This is a genomic window from Rhodobacter sp. 24-YEA-8 (assembly GCF_900105075.1).
In the GTDB taxonomy this organism is placed as follows: domain Bacteria; phylum Pseudomonadota; class Alphaproteobacteria; order Rhodobacterales; family Rhodobacteraceae; genus Pseudogemmobacter.
In genome coordinates this window covers 2,896,946-2,914,274 of the sequence record NZ_FNSK01000001.1, presented here as the reverse complement: position 1 = coordinate 2,914,274, position 17,329 = coordinate 2,896,946, and the positions used below count along the sequence as shown (strand labels likewise).

The following is a 17,329-nucleotide window of genomic DNA, read 5'->3' as shown; positions in this document are numbered from 1 at the left end:
TCAGCCGGGGTCTTTGGCAATGCGGTCCTGCCAGAACGGGCGCTCCAGTCGGAACACATCGCGCGTGCGCACATAATCCGCACCAAAAGACCGCCCGACGAGGTCAAGCCCGGGCGTGTCGACATGGCCGCGCGCCTCATCCAGCACGAAACGGTCCTCGATATGGATCGACAGCACCTCGCCGACAATCAGCGTCTGCCGGGGCCCGGTCGCTACCCGCTGCAGGAGGCGGCATTCCAGCGCCACGGGGCTCGCGGCTATCCGGGGCGGTGCGACTTTGACCGAAGGCGTCACTTCCAGCCCGGCCAGCTCTGCCTCGCTCACGCCTTCGGGCGCGTCGATCGAGGTCAGGTTCATCGCCCCGGCCAGCGCGAAAGGCACCAGGTTCACCACGAATTCACCGCTGTCGAGGATGTTCTGCGCCGAATGCTTCAGCCCGCCGTCACGGCCCGGGCTGATCCCCAGTACCACGGTGGGCGGCTCATCTCCCATCACGTTGAAAAAACTGAACGGCGCGATATTCACCACGCCGGCGGCGGATTTCGTCACCACCCAGGCGATGGGGCGCGGCATGACCGTGGCGACGAGCAGCTTATAAGCGATCCCTGCCGCGTTACTTTCCAGATCGAAATGCAAATCTCAGCCCTCTTCCTTGCACTGATGTGCCAGCGCAGCAATCAGATCAGTGCGGGTGACGATGCCCAGGATACGTGCGCCTTCAAGCACCGGCACGGCGTCATTCGGCCCCTCGGCCAGCAGCGGCAGCAGATCATGGACCGGCGTGCCGGGGCTGCGGGTCGGCACATGGGGATCCATCACCTCCCGCGCCCGAACGGTACGCCCGCCCGCAGCGCCCAGCAACCGCGCAAGATTTGCAGTGAAACGGGTGCCGCTCAGCCGGGCGTCTTCGGCGCCGCGCCGGATCAGGTGGATCTGGAAGATCACGCCCAGATAGCTGCCATCCGCCGCCACCACCGGCAGTGAGGTAAAGCCCCGGTCGCGAAAGATCGCGCCAACCTCGGTCAGGGGCGTCTCAGGGCCAACGGTCACAAGGTTGCGCGACATGATCTCGCCGCAGGTGATGCCTTCGGTCTGGTGCCGTGCGGCCAGCAGCTCGGCGGCCGAGATCAGCCGGGCGAGGTCTTCAACGCCGATATTGGCGCTCTGGTGAAACTCTTGCAGCAGCCCGGCGAGTTCAGCGCGCGAAACGCCGAGCCGGTCAAGCGGGCGCGGCTCGGGCTGGCCGGGGGCGGCGGTGGCAGGCTGACGGAACGGATAGCGCCGCCCGGTCATCGCCGCCGCCAGCGCCGCCACCGGCACCAGCGCCAGCGTGCCAAGCGCGACCGGCACCAGCACATAGAAAAAGCCGAGCTCCGCCGCCGCGTGCGGGGCCAGCACTGTCGCCAGCGCAACCGCCCCCCCGGGCGGATGCAGGGCGCGACAGAGATGCATCGCCAGCACGGCCAGCGCCGGGGCCAGCACGATCCGCAGCTCCGGCGTCTCGATGGTCAGAACCAGCGCCACGCCGATAAGGGCCGAGACCGCATTCCCCACCACCGCCGACCAGGGCTGTGCCAGCGGGCTGTTCGGCAGGGCGAATAAAAGCACCGCGCTGGCACCAAAGGGCGCAATGACGAACAGCCCCCAGGCCGAGGCGCCAGGGTCGGGGCTGAGGAACAGGATCAACGCCACCATGCCGACAAACATGCCTGCCGTGGCGCGCAGGGTTTCGGTCCAGCCGGTAAAGCCCATTGCGGGGCCGGCATGGCGCAGCGTCCGGCGCAGATATGGTCCCATGATGGCCTCCTGTTGCGGCGTGTCACTCTGCCCGATCAGCGGGCGAGTGCAAGCAGCCCGTCACAATCGAGATGGGTTTCCATATGATCGGCAAGGCGGTCAAGGATGCGCTCCACTTCGGCGCCGTATCGGGTTGCGCCCGCGGTGATGCCGAAATCCTTCAGCCAGGCGGCGCGGAAGGCATCACTGGTGAAAAGCCCGTGGAGATAGCTGCCCTCGACCCTGCCATCGGGCGAACGCGCGCCTTCCGGCTGGTCGCCGAGACAGGCAAAGGGGCGGGCGCGGTCAGCGCCTTCGGTCCGTCCGATATGGATCTCATAGCCGGTCACATCGAGGCCGGTGGCGGCATGGCGGGCCGTGACCCGCGCCAGCCGCTTGTCGCCCGACATCACCGTTTCCACATCAAGAAGGCCAAGCCCCGGCGTCACCCCCGGCGCGCCTTCGATCCCATCGGGATCGGCGACCGAGCGGCCCAGCATCTGATAGCCACCGCAAAGCCCGAGGATCCGCCCGCCGCGCCGGCGATGCGCGAGAATGTCGATATCCCAGCCCTGTTCGCGCAGAAACGCCAGATCTCCGCGTGTCGATTTCGACCCAGGGATCACCACAAGATCGGTATCACCGGGGATCGCCTGACCGGGAAGGATCATCGAAACTGTCAGATCCGGCTCGAGTTTCAGCGGGTCAAGATCGTCGAAATTCGCGATCCGGCTGAGGGCCAGGCAGGCGACTTTCACCCGGCCGGTGCCCGAGGCCGCAAGGTCGAGCGCGTCCTCTGCCGGCAAAAGCCGGGCATCGCGAAACCAGGGCAGAACGCCAAAACCGCGCCAGCCGGTCCGGTCCGCGATCAGCCGGTAGCCATCATCGAACAATGAGGGATCGCCGCGAAAGCGGTTGACCAGAAAACCCGCGATCTGCGCGTTATCGGCCGCATCCAGCACGGCCTGGGTGCCGACGATCTGCGCGATCACGCCGCCGCGATCGATGTCGCCTGCCAGGACCACCGGCACATCGGCGGCCAGGGCGAAACCCATATTGGCGATGTCATTCCTGCGCAGATTGACCTCGGCGGGGCTGCCTGCACCCTCGACAATCACAAGATCGGCCCTGGCTTTCAGACGCTGGAAGCTCTCCTGCACCGCTCCGGCGATCTTCGGCTTCATGGCGGCGTAATCCTTAGCGCGCACCGAGGTCAGGCGCTTCCCCTGCACCACGACCTGGGCTCCGGTATCGGTCTCGGGTTTCAGCAGGACCGGGTTCATATCGCTATGTGGTGCGACCCCGCAGGCCAGGGCCTGCAATGCCTGTGCCCGGCCAATCTCGCCCCCGTCCACCGTCACCGCGGCATTGTTCGACATGTTTTGTGGCTTGAACGGCAGGACCGAAAGCCCCCGCCGCCGCGCCACCCGGCAAAGCCCGGCGACCAGCAGCGACTTGCCGACATTCGAGCCGGTGCCCTGGATCATCAGCGCCCGGCCAGGGGGCTGGCCCGACATCAGAACTCTACCCCGGCCTGGGCCTTAACTCCGGCGCGGAACGGGTGTTTCACCATCGCCATTTCCGTCACGAGATCGGCCATTTCCACCAGTTCCGGCTTTGCATTGCGCCCGGTCAGCACGACATGGGTCATCGGCGGTTTCTCATCGCGCAGAAACTCCAGCACCTCGGCCAGATCAAGATAGTCATAGCGCAGCGCGATATTGATCTCGTCCAGCAGAACCATGCGGTTCCGCTCGTCCCGGATCAGCTCTTTCGCCTTTTCCCAGGCGCGCGCCGCTGCGGCCTTATCCCGCTCCAGGTCCTGGGTCTCCCAGGTAAAGCCTTCGCCCATCGTGTAGAACTGGCAGAGACCTCCGAAATTCTTCAGGATCAGATCGCGTTCGCCGGTCGACATCGCGCCCTTGATGAACTGCACCACGCCGCAGGGCATCTCATGCGCGATGCAGCGCAGGATCATCCCGAAGGCGGAGGAGCTTTTGCCCTTCCCCGGCCCGGTATGGACAATGATCAGCCCCTTCTCGCCGGTCTTTTCCGCCATCATCCGGTCGCGCGCGGCCTTGATCTTCGCCTTTTTTGCGGCGTGGCGGGCAGCATCTTCCGCAGGATTTGCGGCGGGATCGGGAGCATCGGTCATTCCTGGCCTCGCTTGACATTCGGTGGGTCTGATGGCTTGGCTGTGGCCATCGCTGGTTCCTGCCATACAGCAGGCGAAGAGGGAATGCGACAGGCCGAAAGCCCAAGCGCAGCCGCCCCCGCGACCGTGACCGGAAAGGTCGCCCAACCGCCACTGGCACCGCGCCGGGAAGGCAGGGCGCCCGCAGGGGGCATCCCCCGAAATCCGCAAGCCGGGAGACCTGCCAGCGTCGGTGCGGCCCTTCGGGGCGCGCATCATTCGCAACGGGCGGCCGGGGTGAGCCGCGGGTCTGGTGGTGCTTTCGCCCGCCACCTGTTCCCCGCGCAGCCAAAGCCATGCCGGAGGGGCAGATGGCCGGAGAAGCCGAGCTTGTGGTCTGTACCACATGCAGATTGCCGGGCAGCAGCCCCGAGGCCATACGCGATGGCGCGCGGCTCTCTGAGGCGCTGGCCGCCAGAGGCGTGGCGCATCGTCGCCAGGAATGCCTGTCCGCCTGTTCCAATGGCTGCGCCGTGGTGTTTCGCGGCCCGGGCCGCTGGACCTATGTGCAGGGCCATCTCGACCCCGATCTGCATCTGAACGACCTCGTCACCATGTATCACGCCTTTGCGGCGACGCCCGATGGCATCGTCCCCTGGCGTGCGCGGCCCGAGGTCATCCGCAAGAACACAATCGCCCGTATCCCTCCGATGGAGCTTTGACATGTCCGCAGACAAATCCCTGGAAAAAACCCCCGTCACCGTGATCACCGGCTTTCTTGGCGCCGGGAAAACCACGCTGATCCGGCACCTGCTGCAAAACCCGGGCGGGCGGCGGCTCGCTGTGCTGGTGAATGAATTTGGCGATGTCGGTGTCGATGGTGACCTGATCCGCGACTGCGCCGATGCGAATTGCCCGGAAAGCTCGATTGTCGAACTCACCAATGGCTGCATCTGCTGCACCGTTGCCGACGAGTTCATCCCCTCGATCGAGAAGCTGATGGCGATGGAGCCGCGTCCCGATCATATCGTGATCGAAACCTCGGGCCTTGCGCTGCCGAAACCGCTGCTGAAGGCCTTTGACTGGCCGGCTTTGCGCTCGAAAATCACCATCGACGGTGTGGTCGCGGTGGCCGATGCCGAAGCAGTCTCCGCCGGTCTTTTCGCTCCGAACCCAGCCCGGCCCGGCGCGGCTGAAGCCGATCACGAGACCCCGCTTTCCGAGGTCTTCGAAGATCAGATCGCCTGTGCCGATATCGTGCTTTTGTCCAAGGCCGATCTCGCAGGGGATGCCGGCATCGCAAAGGCAAAAGCCGTGATCGAGGCCGAAGCGCCGCGCCCGCTGCCGATGCTGCCTTTGACCGAAGGCGTGATCGATGCGCGTGTCGTGCTGGGGATCGGTGCGGCCGCCGAGGACAGCCTGAATGAGCGCCCCTCGCATCACGATGGCCATGATGATCATGATCATGACGATTTCGACACGATCGTGGTCGATCTGCCCGAAATCACCAACCCGGAGGCGCTTGCGGCGAAAGTCTCGGCACTGGCGGCCTCGCAGAACATCCTGCGCGTCAAAGGCCATGTGGCGGTCGAAGGCAAGCCGATGCGCCTTCTGATCCAGGCCGTCGGCCCGCGTGTGCGTCATCAGTTCGACCGGCCCTGGGGCAACCAGCCCCGCCGCTCGCAGCTTGTCGTGATCGCGGAACATGGCAATATCGACGCGGCCGCCGTTCGGGCCGCTCTGGGGGCATAAGGGGCCTGATGCACGTCCTCTTTCGCGAAAGCCACGGTCTGGAAGAGACCGACACGCCGCAGGATCTCGGGCAGACGCCCGGGGATCTGGTGGTGATGTCGTTTTCCGACAGCGATCTCGGGGCTTTCGCGGCAGGGTGGAAGCGGGGGCGCGAGACGCTGCCCTCGCTCAGGCTGGCGAACCTGTCGCGGCTGTCGCATCCGCTGTCGGTCGATACCTGGATCGGGCAGACGCTGACCGGGGCAAAGGGCGTGCTGATCCGGCTGATCGGCGGGGTGAATTACTGGGCCTACGGCGTCGAACAGGTCTCTAACATGGCCAGATCACGCGGGATCGCGCTGGCGCTCCTGCCGGCGGATGGTCGCCCCGACCCTGGGCTGGATGCCGCCTCGACTTTGCCGGTGGCCACGCTGCGGCGCCTCTCCGCGCTGTGCGATACCGGCGGAGCGGTCGCGGCCCAGGGCGCGCTTGCGCAGCTCGCGCTTGCGGCGGGTCTCTATGCCGGGCCGGTGCCCGGCGCGAAATCGCTGCCGGGCTTTGGCTTCTGGCACCCGTCGGCCGGCGTGCTCCGTGACCTGCCGCAGGGGGGGGCGCCGCTTGTCCTGATCCCTTTCTACCGTGCCTGGGCCGCCGCCGGCGACACCGCCGCCATCGACGCCCTGATCCGGGCGTTCGAAGCCGAAGGCTTTCGGGCATACGGCGCTTTCCTTCCCAGCCTCAAGGACGAGGCCGCTGCCCGCTGGCTGCGCGAGATCCTCCCGGTGCTTGGTCCCAAAGCGCTGGTCAATGCCACCGCCTTTTCCGCCCGCGCGGCCAGTGGCTCACCGCTGGAGGCCGCCGGCGTGCCGGTCTTCCAGGTGATCCACGCGACCTCCACCCGCGCCGCCTGGGAAGGGGCCGGGCGCGGCCTTTCCCCCGCCGATCTCGCCATGCATGTTGCGCTTCCCGAGGTCGATGGCCGTATCACGGCCGGGGTGATTTCGTTCAAGGACGAGGCGCCGCGCGACCCGGATCTGCAATTTTCCCGCACCAGCCACGCGCCGGACCCCGAGCGTATCGGGGCCGTGGTCGCGAAGGTCAGAGCCTGGATCCGCCTCGCGGCCGAGCCCCCGGCCAGCCGCCGCATCGCGATGGTTCTCTCGACCTATCCGGGCAAATCCTGGCGCATGGCCCATGCCGTGGGCCTCGACGTTCTGGCCTCGGCCGAGGCGATGGCCGAAGATCTCGGCGCCGCCGGTTTCAGCATTCAACCCGGTGTCCCGCTTGACCAGGCGCTGCAATCCGAGGTCATCGCCTGGCCGCTCCCGGCCTATCGCGAGGCGCTGGCAACCCTGCCGGAAACGCTGAGGACCGCCCTGACAGAGACGCATGGCCGCCCCGAAGAAGATCCGGCGATCGAGGCCGGTGCCTTCCGGTTCCAGGCAACCAGGCGCGGCAATCTTCTGATCGCCCTGCAACCCGAACGCAGCCGCAGCCCCGATCGCGACGGCGAATATCACGATACCGGCCGCATCCCCTGCCACGCCTATACCGCCTTCTATCTCTGGCTGCGGCAGGGCACGGACGCGCTCCTCCATATCGGTGCCCATGGCACGCTTGAATGGCTGCCGGGCAAGGCGGTTGCCCTCTGTGATACCTGCTGGCCCGAGGCGCTGGTCGCGCCGCTTCCCGTCATTTATCCGTTCATCGTCAATGACCCGGGCGAGGCCGCTCAGGCCCGCCGCCGCATTGGTGCCGTCACGCTCGGCCATCTGACCCCGCCGCTGGCGGATGCCGCAATGCCCCCGGCGCTGGCCCGGCTCGAACGCCTGCTTGATGAATATTCCACCGCCGACGGTCTCGACCCTGCCCGCCGTGACCGGCTGATTGCCGCTATCCGCGACGAGGCGCGTCTCGCGAATGTCGAACAGGATCTCGATATTCCGGAAACCGCTTCCCCCGCCGAGGCGATCCCGCGGATCGACCGTTTTGTCTGCGACCTGAAGGAAAGCCAGTTCGGTGAAGGCCTGCATATCTGGGCGCGCGGCACACCCCTTCATCTGTCCGAACCTGTGCCGGGGGCGGCCCTTCAGAGCATCGGGGAGCAGCGCCCCTGGCCAGCGACCACAGGCGATCCGGCCTCCCTGACCTCCGAACGCGACAACCTGATTGCCGCTTTGAACGGCCAGCCGGTGCCGCCCGGACCTTCCGGCTCGCCCTGGCGGGGCCGCGCCGATGTGCTGCCCACGGGACGCAACCTCTTTGGCACCGATCCGCGCGCTGTGCCGTCGCGCGCGGCCCATGCCCAGGGCATCAGACTTGCCGAAGAACTGGTCCGCCGCCACCTCCAGGATCATGGCGACTATCCGCGTGGCCTTGTCCTCAACCTCTGGGGCTCGGCCACAATGCGCACGGCGGGCGAGGAATTTGCCATGGCGCTGCATCTCGCCGGGCTGGAGCCTGTCTGGGACGAAGGTTCCGACCGCGTCACCGGTTTTGGGATTGTGCCGCTGACCCTGATGGACCGCCCCCGGATCGAGGTCTCGATCCGCGCATCCGGCCTGTTCAGAGACGTCTTTCCCGATCTCGCCCGGCTTTTTGACGCGGGCTGCGAGGCGCTGGCCGAGCGTGACGAAGCTGCCGATATGAACCCCTACACGACCGCGCCGCGCGGGGCCCGGGTCTTCGCGCCGGCGCCTGGCAGCTATGGGCTCGGGATCCGCGAGGGCGATTATTCCGAAAGCGCCCGCAAGGCGGCGGGAGAGGCCTGGCTTGCGGCTTCGGATCATACGGCCCAGGGCGCCCCTGCGCGCGATCTGCTTGAAACGCGGCTCCGCGCTTCGGATGCGTTCCTCCACAGCCAGGACATGCCGGAAACCGATCTTTTGCTGGCGATGGATTACGCCAGCCATGAAGGCGGTTTCGCCGCCGCGATGGAGCGGCTTGGCGTGGCAAAACCGGCGCTTTACCACCTGGACGCCACCCGCCCCGACCTGCCCCGCGCCCGGGCGCTGACCGAAGAAATCGCTCGCGTCACCCGCGCCCGCGCCGCCAATCCGGTCTGGCTGACCTCGATGACGCGGCATGGGTTCCGCGGAGCAGCCGAGATCGCTGCGACGCTGGAACATCTCGCGGCTTTTGCCCATCTCGCCCGCGTTGTGCCGTCGCATCTCTTCGACCTGTATCGCGAGGCGACGCTGGGTGACCCGGCGATCCGCGATTTTCTCGAGGCCGCCAATCCGGATGCGCTTGCCGCGATGGAGGATTGCTTCCGCGCCCTGGAAGCAGCGGGCCTCTGGCAAAGCCGCTCCAATTCCCGCGCCGCCAGGATGTCGTCAGAGGGGGTGGCATGAGCGGGCAGGTGCAGGGTTGGTGTCCCGGTGCGCTGCGGCCGATGATGTCCGGCGACGGCCTTGTGCTGCGCATCCGCCCCCATGCCGGGCGGCTGATGCCCGATCAGGTGCTGGCGCTGGCCGATCTCGCAGAAACCCATGGCAATGGTCTGATCGATCTTGGTTCGCGGGCGCATCTGCAATTGCGCGGTGTCACCGAGGCCGCGCTGCCAGCGCTGCATCAGGCGCTGATCTCGCTGGATTTGCTTGATGCCAGTGCGGAAGCCGAAGCGCGGCGCAATATCCTGACGACGCCCCTCCACCGCGACGGTGATGAGACGCTGGCTTTGGTCGCAGGCCTGGAAAACGCGCTGCGGCACGCCCCGGTGTTGCCCGCGAAATTCGGCTTCGCGGTGGATACCGGGACGGCGGCGATCCTCGGGGGGGCTTCGGCGGATCTGAGGATCGAACGCGCGGCTCAGGGGCTGATCCTGCGCGCCGAGGGCATGGAGCGGGGCGAGCCGGTGACCGCTGACAGCGCCATTCCGCGTCTGATCGAGGTGCTGCACTGGTTTCTCGCGCAAGGCTCCGCGACCCGGATGGCGCGGCTCGCTGCCCGACCGCCGCTGAACGCGACCGAGCTGCCGCTGACAGGGGCGGCGCTGAGTCTGGGTATGACTGCGGCGGGCCTGTGCCTCGCGCTGCCCTTTGGCCAGATGCAGGCGACAACGCTCAGGGCGCTGGCGATTGCGCCGCTGCGGCTGACGCCCTGGCGGTCGGTTATCCTCGAAGGCATTGCAGAAGCGTCGGCCCCCGGCCTGATCGCAGACCCGCATGATCCGCTTTTGCGCGTGGCGGCCTGCACCGGTGCGCCCGGTTGCCTTTCGGCCGAGGCGCCGGTGCGCGACCTTGCCCGCAGCCTGGCGCCTTTGGTGCCGGCGGGCGCCTTGTTGCATGTTTCGGGCTGTGGCAAGGGCTGCGCCCATCCCGGCCCCGCCCGCCTGACCCTTACAGCAAGACAAGGCCGCTTCGATCTGATTGAAGACGGCGCTGCCAGTGCCAGTCCCGCCCTGCGCGGGCTTTCCCCTGATGACCTTCCTGCGATTTTGCGAGGCCGCCTTGACCCACCATTATGAAACCGACGGCGCGAAGATCTATCTCGCAAGCTTTGCCACCATCCGCGCCGAGGCTGATCTGGCGCGCTTTACCCCCGAGGAAGAGGTGGTCGCGGTCCGCATGATCCATGCCAGCGGCATGGTTGAACTGGCGCCTTATATCCGCTTTGCGCCGGGCTTCGCGATTGCGGCCCGCGCGGCGCTTGAGGCGGGCGCGCCGATCCTCTGTGACGCGAAAATGGTCAGCGAGGGTATCACCCGCGCGCGTCTTCCGGCAGGGAATGAGGTGATCTGCACCCTCCAGGACCCATCGGTGCCTGGTCTGGCGGCAAAGATCGGCAATACGCGCTCGGCGGCGGCGGTGGAACTGTGGCGGCCGTATCTTGCGGGCGCGGTGGTGGCGATCGGCAATGCGCCGACTGCTTTGTTCCATCTGCTGAACCTGTTGCAGGATCCGGATTTCCCGCGCCCGGCGGCGATCATCGGCTGTCCGGTCGGCTTTATCGGTGCGGCGGAATCAAAAGCGGCGCTGGCAGAAGACAACCCGCTGCCCTGGTGTGTAGTGGATGGCCGGCTTGGCGGTTCGGCGATCACGGTGGCGGCGGTCAACGCGCTTGCCAGCCGCAAGGAGTGAGCATGGCCAAAGTCACCTGTATTGGCCTCGGGCCGGGCGATCCGGATCTGATGAGCGTCAGGGCGCATCGGCTGCTGACCTCGGCGCGGATCGTTGCCTATTTCCGCAAGCCCGGCCGTGAAGGCCAGGCGCGGCGGATGGTCGAGGGGCTGATCCCGCCAGGGGCCGAGGAATGGCCGATGGAATATCCGGTCACGACCGAGATTCCTGTGCAGGATCCCGGCTATAATGCGGCTTTGGCGCCGTTTTACGACCATTGGGCCGCGCGCCTCGCGGCGGCTGAAGAGGATGTCGTGGTGCTGTGTGAGGGGGACCCGTTTCTCTATGGCTCGTTCATGCATCTGCAATCGCGGCTGCCTGCCGGGATGGTCGGGGTGGTGCCGGGGATCCCGGGCATGGTCGGCTGCTGGCATGCCACGGGCCAGCCGGTGACCTGGGGCGATGATGTGCTGACGGTGCTGCCCGCGACCCTGCCCGAAGCGGAACTTGCGCGGCGGGTGGCGGATACCGATGCGCTGGTGGTGATGAAGATCGGGCGGAACCTCGCCAAGCTCCGGCGCGTACTGGCGGCGGCGGGGCGCCTGCCGGAGGCCTGGCTCGTGGAACATGGCACCATGCCCGCCGAGCGGGTGCGGCTATTGCAGGATGTGGGCGAAGAAGCGCCCTATTTCTCGATTGCCATCATCCATGGAAAAGGGCGGCGGCCATGACGGATGCAAAGACGGGGGCGCCGCCCCCGCTCCCCCGGGGTATTGCTGCCGGGAAGAAGGGGTGGGTCGTTGTAGCAGGGCTGGGGCCTGGTGCAGAGGCTATGGTGACGCCGGAAGTGGCGGCGGCTCTGGCCGAGGCCACGGATGTGATTGGCTATATCCCCTATGTCGCCCGGGTCGCTGACCGGGACGGTCTGGTGAAGCACCCGTCCGACAACCGGGTGGAACTGGAGCGCGCGCGCCATGCCTTTGAGCTGGCGGCGGCGGGGCGGCAGGTCGTGGTGGTGTCTTCGGGTGATCCCGGGGTCTTTGCCATGGCGTCAGCCCTGTTCGAGGCGATGGAGACGGGGCCGGAGGTATGGCGCGAGCTGGATCTGCGGGTTCTGCCGGGGATCACCGCCATGCTGGCGGCAGCGGCGGCGGCGGGTGCGCCTTTGGGGCATGATTTCTGCGCGATAAATCTTTCGGATAACCTCAAGCCCTTTGATCTGGTCGAGAAACGGCTGCGTCTGGCGGTGGAAGGGGATTTCGCGATGGGGTTCTACAACCCGCGCTCGAAATCCCGACCGGGACGGTTCGAGCGGGTGATCGAAGTGCTGCGCGAGGGCTGTGAGCCGTCGCGGCTGGTGGTGCTGGCCCGCGCGGTTTCGACCCCGGAACAAGAACTGCGCGTGGTCGAGTTGCGCGATCTGCAGCCGGCGATGGTCGATATGCGGACCATGGTTCTGGTCGGCTCTTCGCTGACGCGCCGGGTCGGACGGTTTGTTTACACGCCGAGGTCGGCATGAAGCCGGGCGAGGACTTCCGCAGGATCAGAGACGGTTTGCGCAGGCGGCAAAACGGGGCGGTCGATCAGCCAGACCGGCAGGCCAAGCGCGCGTGCGGCCTCGAGTTTTGCATCCGCGCCCCGGCCACCGGAGTTTTTTGCGATGATCAGATCGCTGCCGTGGCGCCGCAGGAGCGCGAGGTCGCTGGCGAGATCAAAGGGGCCGCGCGCGATTTCAACCGTGACGCGCGGCAAGGGCAGCGGTGCCTCGGGCGGATCGACAAGGCGCAGGAGATAGTCATGCTGCGGCTGGCCGGCAAAGACCGCGAGATGCAGCCGGCCGATGGCGAGAAACACCCGGCGCGGTGCCGCCCCGAGCCGCATGGCGGCGGTTTCGAGATCGGCGAGGCCGGTCCAGTCGTCACCGGGCGCAGGCGTCCAGGCCGGGCGCATCAGCCGGATCAGAGGCGTGCCGGTCAGGGCCGCCGCCGCATGGGCGTTCTGGCTCATCTGTGCGGCAAAAGGATGCGTGGCGTCGATCAGATGCGTGACCTGGTGCTGGCGCATCCAGGCGGCAAGCCCTTCGGCACCGCCGAACCCGCCGGTTCTGACCGCGACGGGCTGGGCGCGCGGGGTTTCTGTCCGGCCAGCATAGGACAGCGTGGCCCTGATCCCGCGTTCCGCGACCAGGCGGGCGAGCTGGCTCGCCTCGGTTGTGCCGCCAAGAATGAGAAGGTTCGGGGTCATGGCTGAATGGCTTTCCATCATCGGTATTGGCGAAGATGGCGCGTCCGGCCTGCCGGATGCAAGCCGTCAGGCGCTGGCGGCCGCGAATGTCGTGTTCGGGGGGCCGCGTCATCTGGCGATGATCGAGCATCCTGACAAGCGGCCCTGGCCGGTGCCTTTCGCGCTGGCGCCGGTTCTGGCTTTGCGCGGGCAGCGGGTTGCGGTTCTGGCCTCGGGCGATCCGTTCTGGTTCGGCGCCGGCGGCAGTCTGGCGCGGGAACTGGCGCCGGGCGAGTGGCGCGCCCTTCCTGCGCCTTCGGTCTTTGCGCTGGTTGCCGCCCGCAAGGGCTGGCGGCTGGAAGAGGTCAGCTGCCACGGGCTTCATGCAGCACCGTTATCCCGGCTGCGTCCCGGTCTGGCGCCTGGTGCGCGGCTGATCGTGACGCTTCGCGATGGCAAGGCCCCGGCTGCGCTGGCGGCTTACCTTGTAGAAACCGGGTTTTCTGCAAGCCTGGTGACGTTTTTCACCCATCTCGGCGGGCCGGAAGAGCGCGTGATCGCCACCACTGCCGGTGACTTCGACGGGGCGGTGACAGAGGATCTTGTCGTCGCCGCATTGGAGATCCGGGGCGTGGGCCGGGCGGCGACGCTTGCCACCGGGCGCGCCGATGATCTTTTTGAACATGATGGCCAGATCACCAAACGCCCGATCCGCGCGCTGGCTTTGTCAGCGCTCGCGCCGCGCGCGGGCGAACTGCTCTGGGATATTGGCACCGGGTCGGGGTCAGTCGCGATCGAATGGCTGCTGTCGCATCCCGCCATGCGGGCGATCGGCGTCGAGGCGGATGCCTCCCGCGCAGGCCGTGCGCGCGGCAATGCCATGCGGCTTGGCACCGACCGGCTTGAGATCCGCGAGGGGCGGGCGCTGGATGTGTTGCCCGCGCTGCCGCGTCCGGATGCGGTGTTTATCGGCGGTGGGGCCGATGACAACCTTCTGAACGCGCTCTGGGCCTGCCTGCCGCAGGGGGTGCGGGTCGTGGCGCATGGCGTGACGCTTGAGACCGAGGCGTTGCTCGCGGCCTGGCATGGCGCCAGAGGCGGCCAGCTTCTGCGCTTTGAGCTGGCCGAGGCCGTGCCGCTCGGGCGCCGGCGCGGCTGGAAATCCAGCTATCCGGTGGTGCAATGGTGCGTGACGCGATGATCCCGCCCCTAATGCCTCCGTCGCGCATCGCCGGCATCGGTTTTCGCGAAACCGCCCAGGTCGAATCGATTCTTGATGCGCTGGAACGTGCCGGCGCCGCTGATCTGCGCCATATCGCGCTGCCGGCAGTCAAGGCGCGCCACCATGCCGCCCGGCAATTGTCGCGGCTGGGCTATCATCTGCACCCGGTCACCGCTGCCGCATTGACCGCGCCGGCAACCCTGACCGACAGTGCCGCCTCGCGCGCGGCGCATGGTACTGGGTCGGTGTCAGAGGCCTGCGCACTGGCCGCCCTTGGCCCCGGTGCCTGCCTCACCGCGCCGCGTGTGATCTCGGCAGATGGCAGGGCAACGGCTGCTATCGCCCAAAAAGACCTGCCGCAGCCCAAAGACCCGCAGCAAGGAGCCGCCCCATGACCGTCCATTTCATCGGCGCCGGCCCCGGCGCGCCCGACCTGCTGACGCTGCGCGGGCGTGACCTGATCGCGGCCTCGCCTGTCTGTCTTTATGCCGGTTCGCTGATCCCCGAGGCCGTGCTGTCGCATTGCCCGCCCGGCGCGAAGATCGTCAATACCGCGCCGCTGGATCTGGACGCGATCATCGCCGAAATCCGTGCCGCACATGAGGCAGGCCTTGATGTCGCAAGGCTGCATTCCGGCGATCTCTCGGTCTGGTCGGCGATGGGTGAACAGATCCGCCGCCTGAAGGCCGAGGGCATCCCCTATGATGTGACGCCGGGCGTGCCCTCTTTCGCAGCTGCCGCCGCGACTTTGGGGATGGAGCTGACGCTGCCGGGCCTTGCCCAGAGCCTCGTTCTGACCCGCACCCCTGGCCGCGCCTCCGCTATGCCCGAACGTGAAAAGCTTGAATCCTTCGCCGCCACCGGCGCGACTTTGGCCATTCACCTCTCGATCCACCGGCTCGGGGAAACCACGGCGGAACTCACCCCGCATTACGGGGCCGATTGCCCGGTGGCCGTGGTCTGGCGCGCCTCCTGGCCGGATGAGCGGGTGGTGCGCGGCACACTCGCAACCATCGCCGGACTGATCGGCGACACGATGGAGCGCACGGCGCTGATCCTCGTTGGCCCGTCTTTAGGGCAGGAAGGGTTCATCGAATCGAGCCTGTATTCCACCGATTATGACCGCCGTTTCCGTGCGGGCCGGGCCGATGCGGTGAAGCTGTGACCAAAGGGCTGATCATATCCGCCCCGCGCTCCGGCGCGGGCAAGACGACGGTGATGCTGGGTCTTTTGCGCGCATTGCGCGATGACGGCGTGGCGGTGCAGCCCTATAAATGCGGGCCCGATTACATCGACCCGGCCTTTCACCTCGCGGCTTCGGGACGGTCGAGCTTCAATCTCGACAGCTGGGCGATGGCGCCCGGGCTGATCGGGGCGCAGCTGGCGCGGGGCGGCGCGCTGGCGCTGGCCGAGGGCTCGATGGGGCTCTTCGACGGCGTGGCATTCGCGGGCGAGACCGGAACCGGCGCCAGTGCCGATATCGCGGCGCTGACCGGCTGGCCGGTCGTGGTGGTGCTGGATGTCTCGGGGGCGGCGCAGACGGTCGCGGCGATGGCGGCCGGGATGGCGGCCTATCGCAAGGACGTGAAAATCGCGGGCGTGATCCTGAACCGTGTGGCCTCGCCCCGGCATGAACGGCTCTGCCGGCTGGGGATGGAGGCGGTCGGGCTGCCGGTTTTCGGCGCGCTGCCCAGGCGCGGCGACCTGACCCTGCCAGAGCGGCATCTGGGTCTGGTTCAGGCGGTCGAGCACCCCGATCTTGAACGCGCCATCAGTGACTATGCGAGTTTTTTGCGCGAACATACCGATCTTGCGGCCCTGCGCGCGGCGGCGGCGGGCGGCGTGAGCACCCCGGCGGGAGAGCTGCCGAAACCGCCCGGCCAGCGCATTGCGCTGGCGCGGGATGAGGCGTTTTCTTTCACCTATCCGCATCTGCTGGATGCCTGGCACGCGCAGGGGGCCGAGATTCTGCCATTTTCGCCCCTGGCCGATGAAGCGCCGCCGGAAGCCGATCTTTGCTGGCTGCCCGGCGGCTATCCCGAACTGCATGCGGGCCGGATCGCGGCGGCATCAGCTTTTCTTGCGGGCCTCAGGAATTTCGCGGCGGCAAAGCCGGTGCATGGCGAATGCGGCGGCTATATGGTTCTGGGCGAGGCGCTGGTCGATGCATCCGGCACCCGGCATCAGATGGCCGGGCTCCTCGGTCTTGTGACCTCGTATGAAAAGCGCAGGATGCATCTGGGCTACCGGCTGGCCGCGCTTTCCGCGCCGATCCCGGGCCATGTGGCGGGTGCGAGGCTGCGCGGGCATGAGTTCCATTATTCGACCATTCTCGCCCAGCCCGATGCGCCCCTTGCCCGCGTGACTGATGCCGAAAGCGCGCCGGTCCCCGAAACCGGATCGCGCAAAGGCCTTGTCACCGGCACCTTCTTCCACCTGATCGGAGCCGCCACATGAGCGAGATCGTCAGCTTTGTCTCCTCTGGCCCGGGCGATCCCGATCTGCTGACCCTGCGCGCGGTCAAACGGCTGCAAGCGGCGGATGTGGTGCTTTATGACGACCTCTCTGCCGGGCCGATCCTTGATCTGGCGGCGCCGGAGGCGGATCTGATTTCGGTCGGCAAGCGGGCGGGGCGCGCCTCGCCGCGCCAGGATCATGTCAGCCGGCTCCTGGTCGATCATGCGCGTTCGGGCCTGAAGGTGGTGCGGCTGAAATCCGGCGATTCCGGTATGTTCGGGCGGCTTGAAGAAGAGATCACAGCTTTGCGCGAGGCCGGGATCGGCTATGAGATCGTGCCCGGCGTCACCGCGCCTTCGGCGGCGGCGGCGGCGGCGGGGATCCCGCTCACGCGGCGGGTCAATGCGCGCCGGGTGCAATTCGTCACCGGCCATGACGTGACAGGGGCGCTGCCCGAAAGTCTTAATTGGGCAGCACTGGCCGATCCGCAGGCTGTCACCTCGGTCTTCATGGCGCGGGCGACATTTCCGCAGCTGGCGGCAAAGCTGGTCGCTGCCGGGTTGCCGCCCGAGACGCCCGCGCTGATGGCCCAAGGCGTCTCGACCCCGGCGCAGGCCTTTCGCCGCGATACCGTCGCGGGTCTGGCCGCGCGTCTGGAGGGGGCGGCCCCCGACCCGGCACCGACTCTTATCCTTTATGGTGCGCTGGCGACCTGACGGGTGCGAA

The 17,329-nt window shown here is 67.4% G+C and carries 17 protein-coding genes and 1 riboswitch; of the genes, 12 read left to right on the top strand and 5 right to left on the bottom strand.

What is annotated here, in order from left to right:
* From BLW25_RS14150 to cobO, 4 genes are read right to left on the bottom strand one after another with little or no spacing between them, the layout of a single operon-like run.
* Window positions 1–636: a flavin reductase family protein gene (locus BLW25_RS14150; RefSeq protein WP_216279368.1), complete on the bottom strand. Its 636-nt coding sequence runs from the start codon at window positions 634–636 to the stop codon at window positions 1–3.
* A 3-nt stretch (window positions 637–639) separates the two neighbouring features.
* Entirely contained in the window at window positions 640–1,797 is a 1,158-nt protein-coding gene (locus BLW25_RS14145) for an HPP family protein (protein ID WP_092900077.1), read from the bottom strand.
* Window positions 1,798–1,832: 35 nt separating this feature from the next.
* Window positions 1,833–3,293, bottom strand: coding sequence for a cobyric acid synthase (locus BLW25_RS14140; RefSeq protein WP_216279367.1), 1,461 nt, complete (start codon window positions 3,291–3,293; stop codon window positions 1,833–1,835).
* Entirely contained in the window at window positions 3,293–3,931 is a 639-nt protein-coding gene (cobO, locus tag BLW25_RS14135) for a cob(I)yrinic acid a,c-diamide adenosyltransferase (RefSeq protein WP_092900075.1), read from the bottom strand. The genes BLW25_RS14140 and cobO overlap by 1 nt, the downstream gene beginning before the upstream one ends.
* Window positions 3,932–3,967: 36 nt before the next feature.
* Window positions 3,968–4,174, top strand: a riboswitch (cobalamin riboswitch).
* Window positions 4,175–4,281: 107 nt separating this feature from the next.
* On the opposite strand from cobO, the gene BLW25_RS14130 reads away from it, so the two are divergent.
* From BLW25_RS14130 to cobJ, 7 genes are read left to right on the top strand one after another with little or no spacing between them, the layout of a single operon-like run.
* Window positions 4,282–4,632 (top strand): DUF1636 domain-containing protein, encoded by a 351-nt coding sequence (locus BLW25_RS14130; protein ID WP_092900073.1) that lies wholly within the window; start codon window positions 4,282–4,284, stop codon window positions 4,630–4,632.
* Between the two features lies 1 nt (window position 4,633).
* Window positions 4,634–5,662 (top strand): cobalamin biosynthesis protein CobW, encoded by a 1,029-nt coding sequence (gene cobW / locus BLW25_RS14125; RefSeq protein ID WP_092900071.1) that lies wholly within the window; start codon window positions 4,634–4,636, stop codon window positions 5,660–5,662.
* Window positions 5,663–5,670: 8 nt separating this feature from the next.
* The gene (cobN, locus tag BLW25_RS14120) at window positions 5,671–8,994 is read left to right on the top strand and encodes a cobaltochelatase subunit CobN (RefSeq protein ID WP_092900069.1); all 3,324 of its coding nucleotides are present in this window, start codon (window positions 5,671–5,673) and stop codon (window positions 8,992–8,994) included.
* Window positions 8,991–10,109, top strand: coding sequence for a hypothetical protein (locus tag BLW25_RS14115; protein ID WP_092900067.1), 1,119 nt, complete (start codon window positions 8,991–8,993; stop codon window positions 10,107–10,109). The genes cobN and BLW25_RS14115 overlap by 4 nt, the downstream gene beginning before the upstream one ends.
* Entirely contained in the window at window positions 10,093–10,722 is a 630-nt protein-coding gene (locus tag BLW25_RS14110) for a precorrin-8X methylmutase (protein WP_092902107.1), read from the top strand. Before BLW25_RS14115 ends, BLW25_RS14110 begins: the two co-directional genes overlap by 17 nt.
* Window positions 10,723–10,724: 2 nt before the next feature.
* Entirely contained in the window at window positions 10,725–11,432 is a 708-nt protein-coding gene (gene cobI / locus BLW25_RS14105; protein WP_092900065.1) for a precorrin-2 C(20)-methyltransferase, read from the top strand.
* Window positions 11,429–12,220: a precorrin-3B C(17)-methyltransferase gene (gene cobJ / locus BLW25_RS14100; protein WP_092900063.1), complete on the top strand. Its 792-nt coding sequence runs from the start codon at window positions 11,429–11,431 to the stop codon at window positions 12,218–12,220. The genes cobI and cobJ overlap by 4 nt, the downstream gene beginning before the upstream one ends.
* Here cobJ and BLW25_RS14095 read toward each other — a convergent pair.
* A complete protein-coding gene (locus tag BLW25_RS14095; protein ID WP_092900061.1) occupies window positions 12,199–12,945 on the bottom strand; it encodes a cobalt-precorrin-6A reductase in 747 nt (248 codons plus the stop codon). The two genes, cobJ and BLW25_RS14095, sit on opposite strands and share 22 nt — an antisense overlap.
* On the opposite strand from BLW25_RS14095, the gene cbiE reads away from it, so the two are divergent.
* Genes cbiE through cobA form a run of 5 tightly spaced genes read left to right on the top strand, consistent with a single transcriptional unit; the run spans window position 12,944 to window position 17,319 of the window.
* Entirely contained in the window at window positions 12,944–14,125 is a 1,182-nt protein-coding gene (gene cbiE, locus BLW25_RS14090; protein ID WP_092900059.1) for a precorrin-6y C5,15-methyltransferase (decarboxylating) subunit CbiE, read from the top strand. The two genes, BLW25_RS14095 and cbiE, sit on opposite strands and share 2 nt — an antisense overlap.
* The gene (locus tag BLW25_RS14085) at window positions 14,107–14,541 is read left to right on the top strand and encodes a cobalamin biosynthesis protein (protein ID WP_253188462.1); all 435 of its coding nucleotides are present in this window, start codon (window positions 14,107–14,109) and stop codon (window positions 14,539–14,541) included. Before cbiE ends, BLW25_RS14085 begins: the two co-directional genes overlap by 19 nt.
* Window positions 14,538–15,311 (top strand): precorrin-4 C(11)-methyltransferase, encoded by a 774-nt coding sequence (gene cobM, locus BLW25_RS14080; protein WP_092900055.1) that lies wholly within the window; start codon window positions 14,538–14,540, stop codon window positions 15,309–15,311. Before BLW25_RS14085 ends, cobM begins: the two co-directional genes overlap by 4 nt.
* Window positions 15,308–16,603 (top strand): cobyrinic acid a,c-diamide synthase CobB, encoded by a 1,296-nt coding sequence (locus BLW25_RS14075; protein ID WP_092900053.1) that lies wholly within the window; start codon window positions 15,308–15,310, stop codon window positions 16,601–16,603. The genes cobM and BLW25_RS14075 overlap by 4 nt, the downstream gene beginning before the upstream one ends.
* Window positions 16,600–17,319 (top strand): uroporphyrinogen-III C-methyltransferase, encoded by a 720-nt coding sequence (cobA, locus tag BLW25_RS14070; protein WP_092900051.1) that lies wholly within the window; start codon window positions 16,600–16,602, stop codon window positions 17,317–17,319. The genes BLW25_RS14075 and cobA overlap by 4 nt, the downstream gene beginning before the upstream one ends.
* Window positions 17,320–17,329 lie beyond the last annotated feature (10 nt).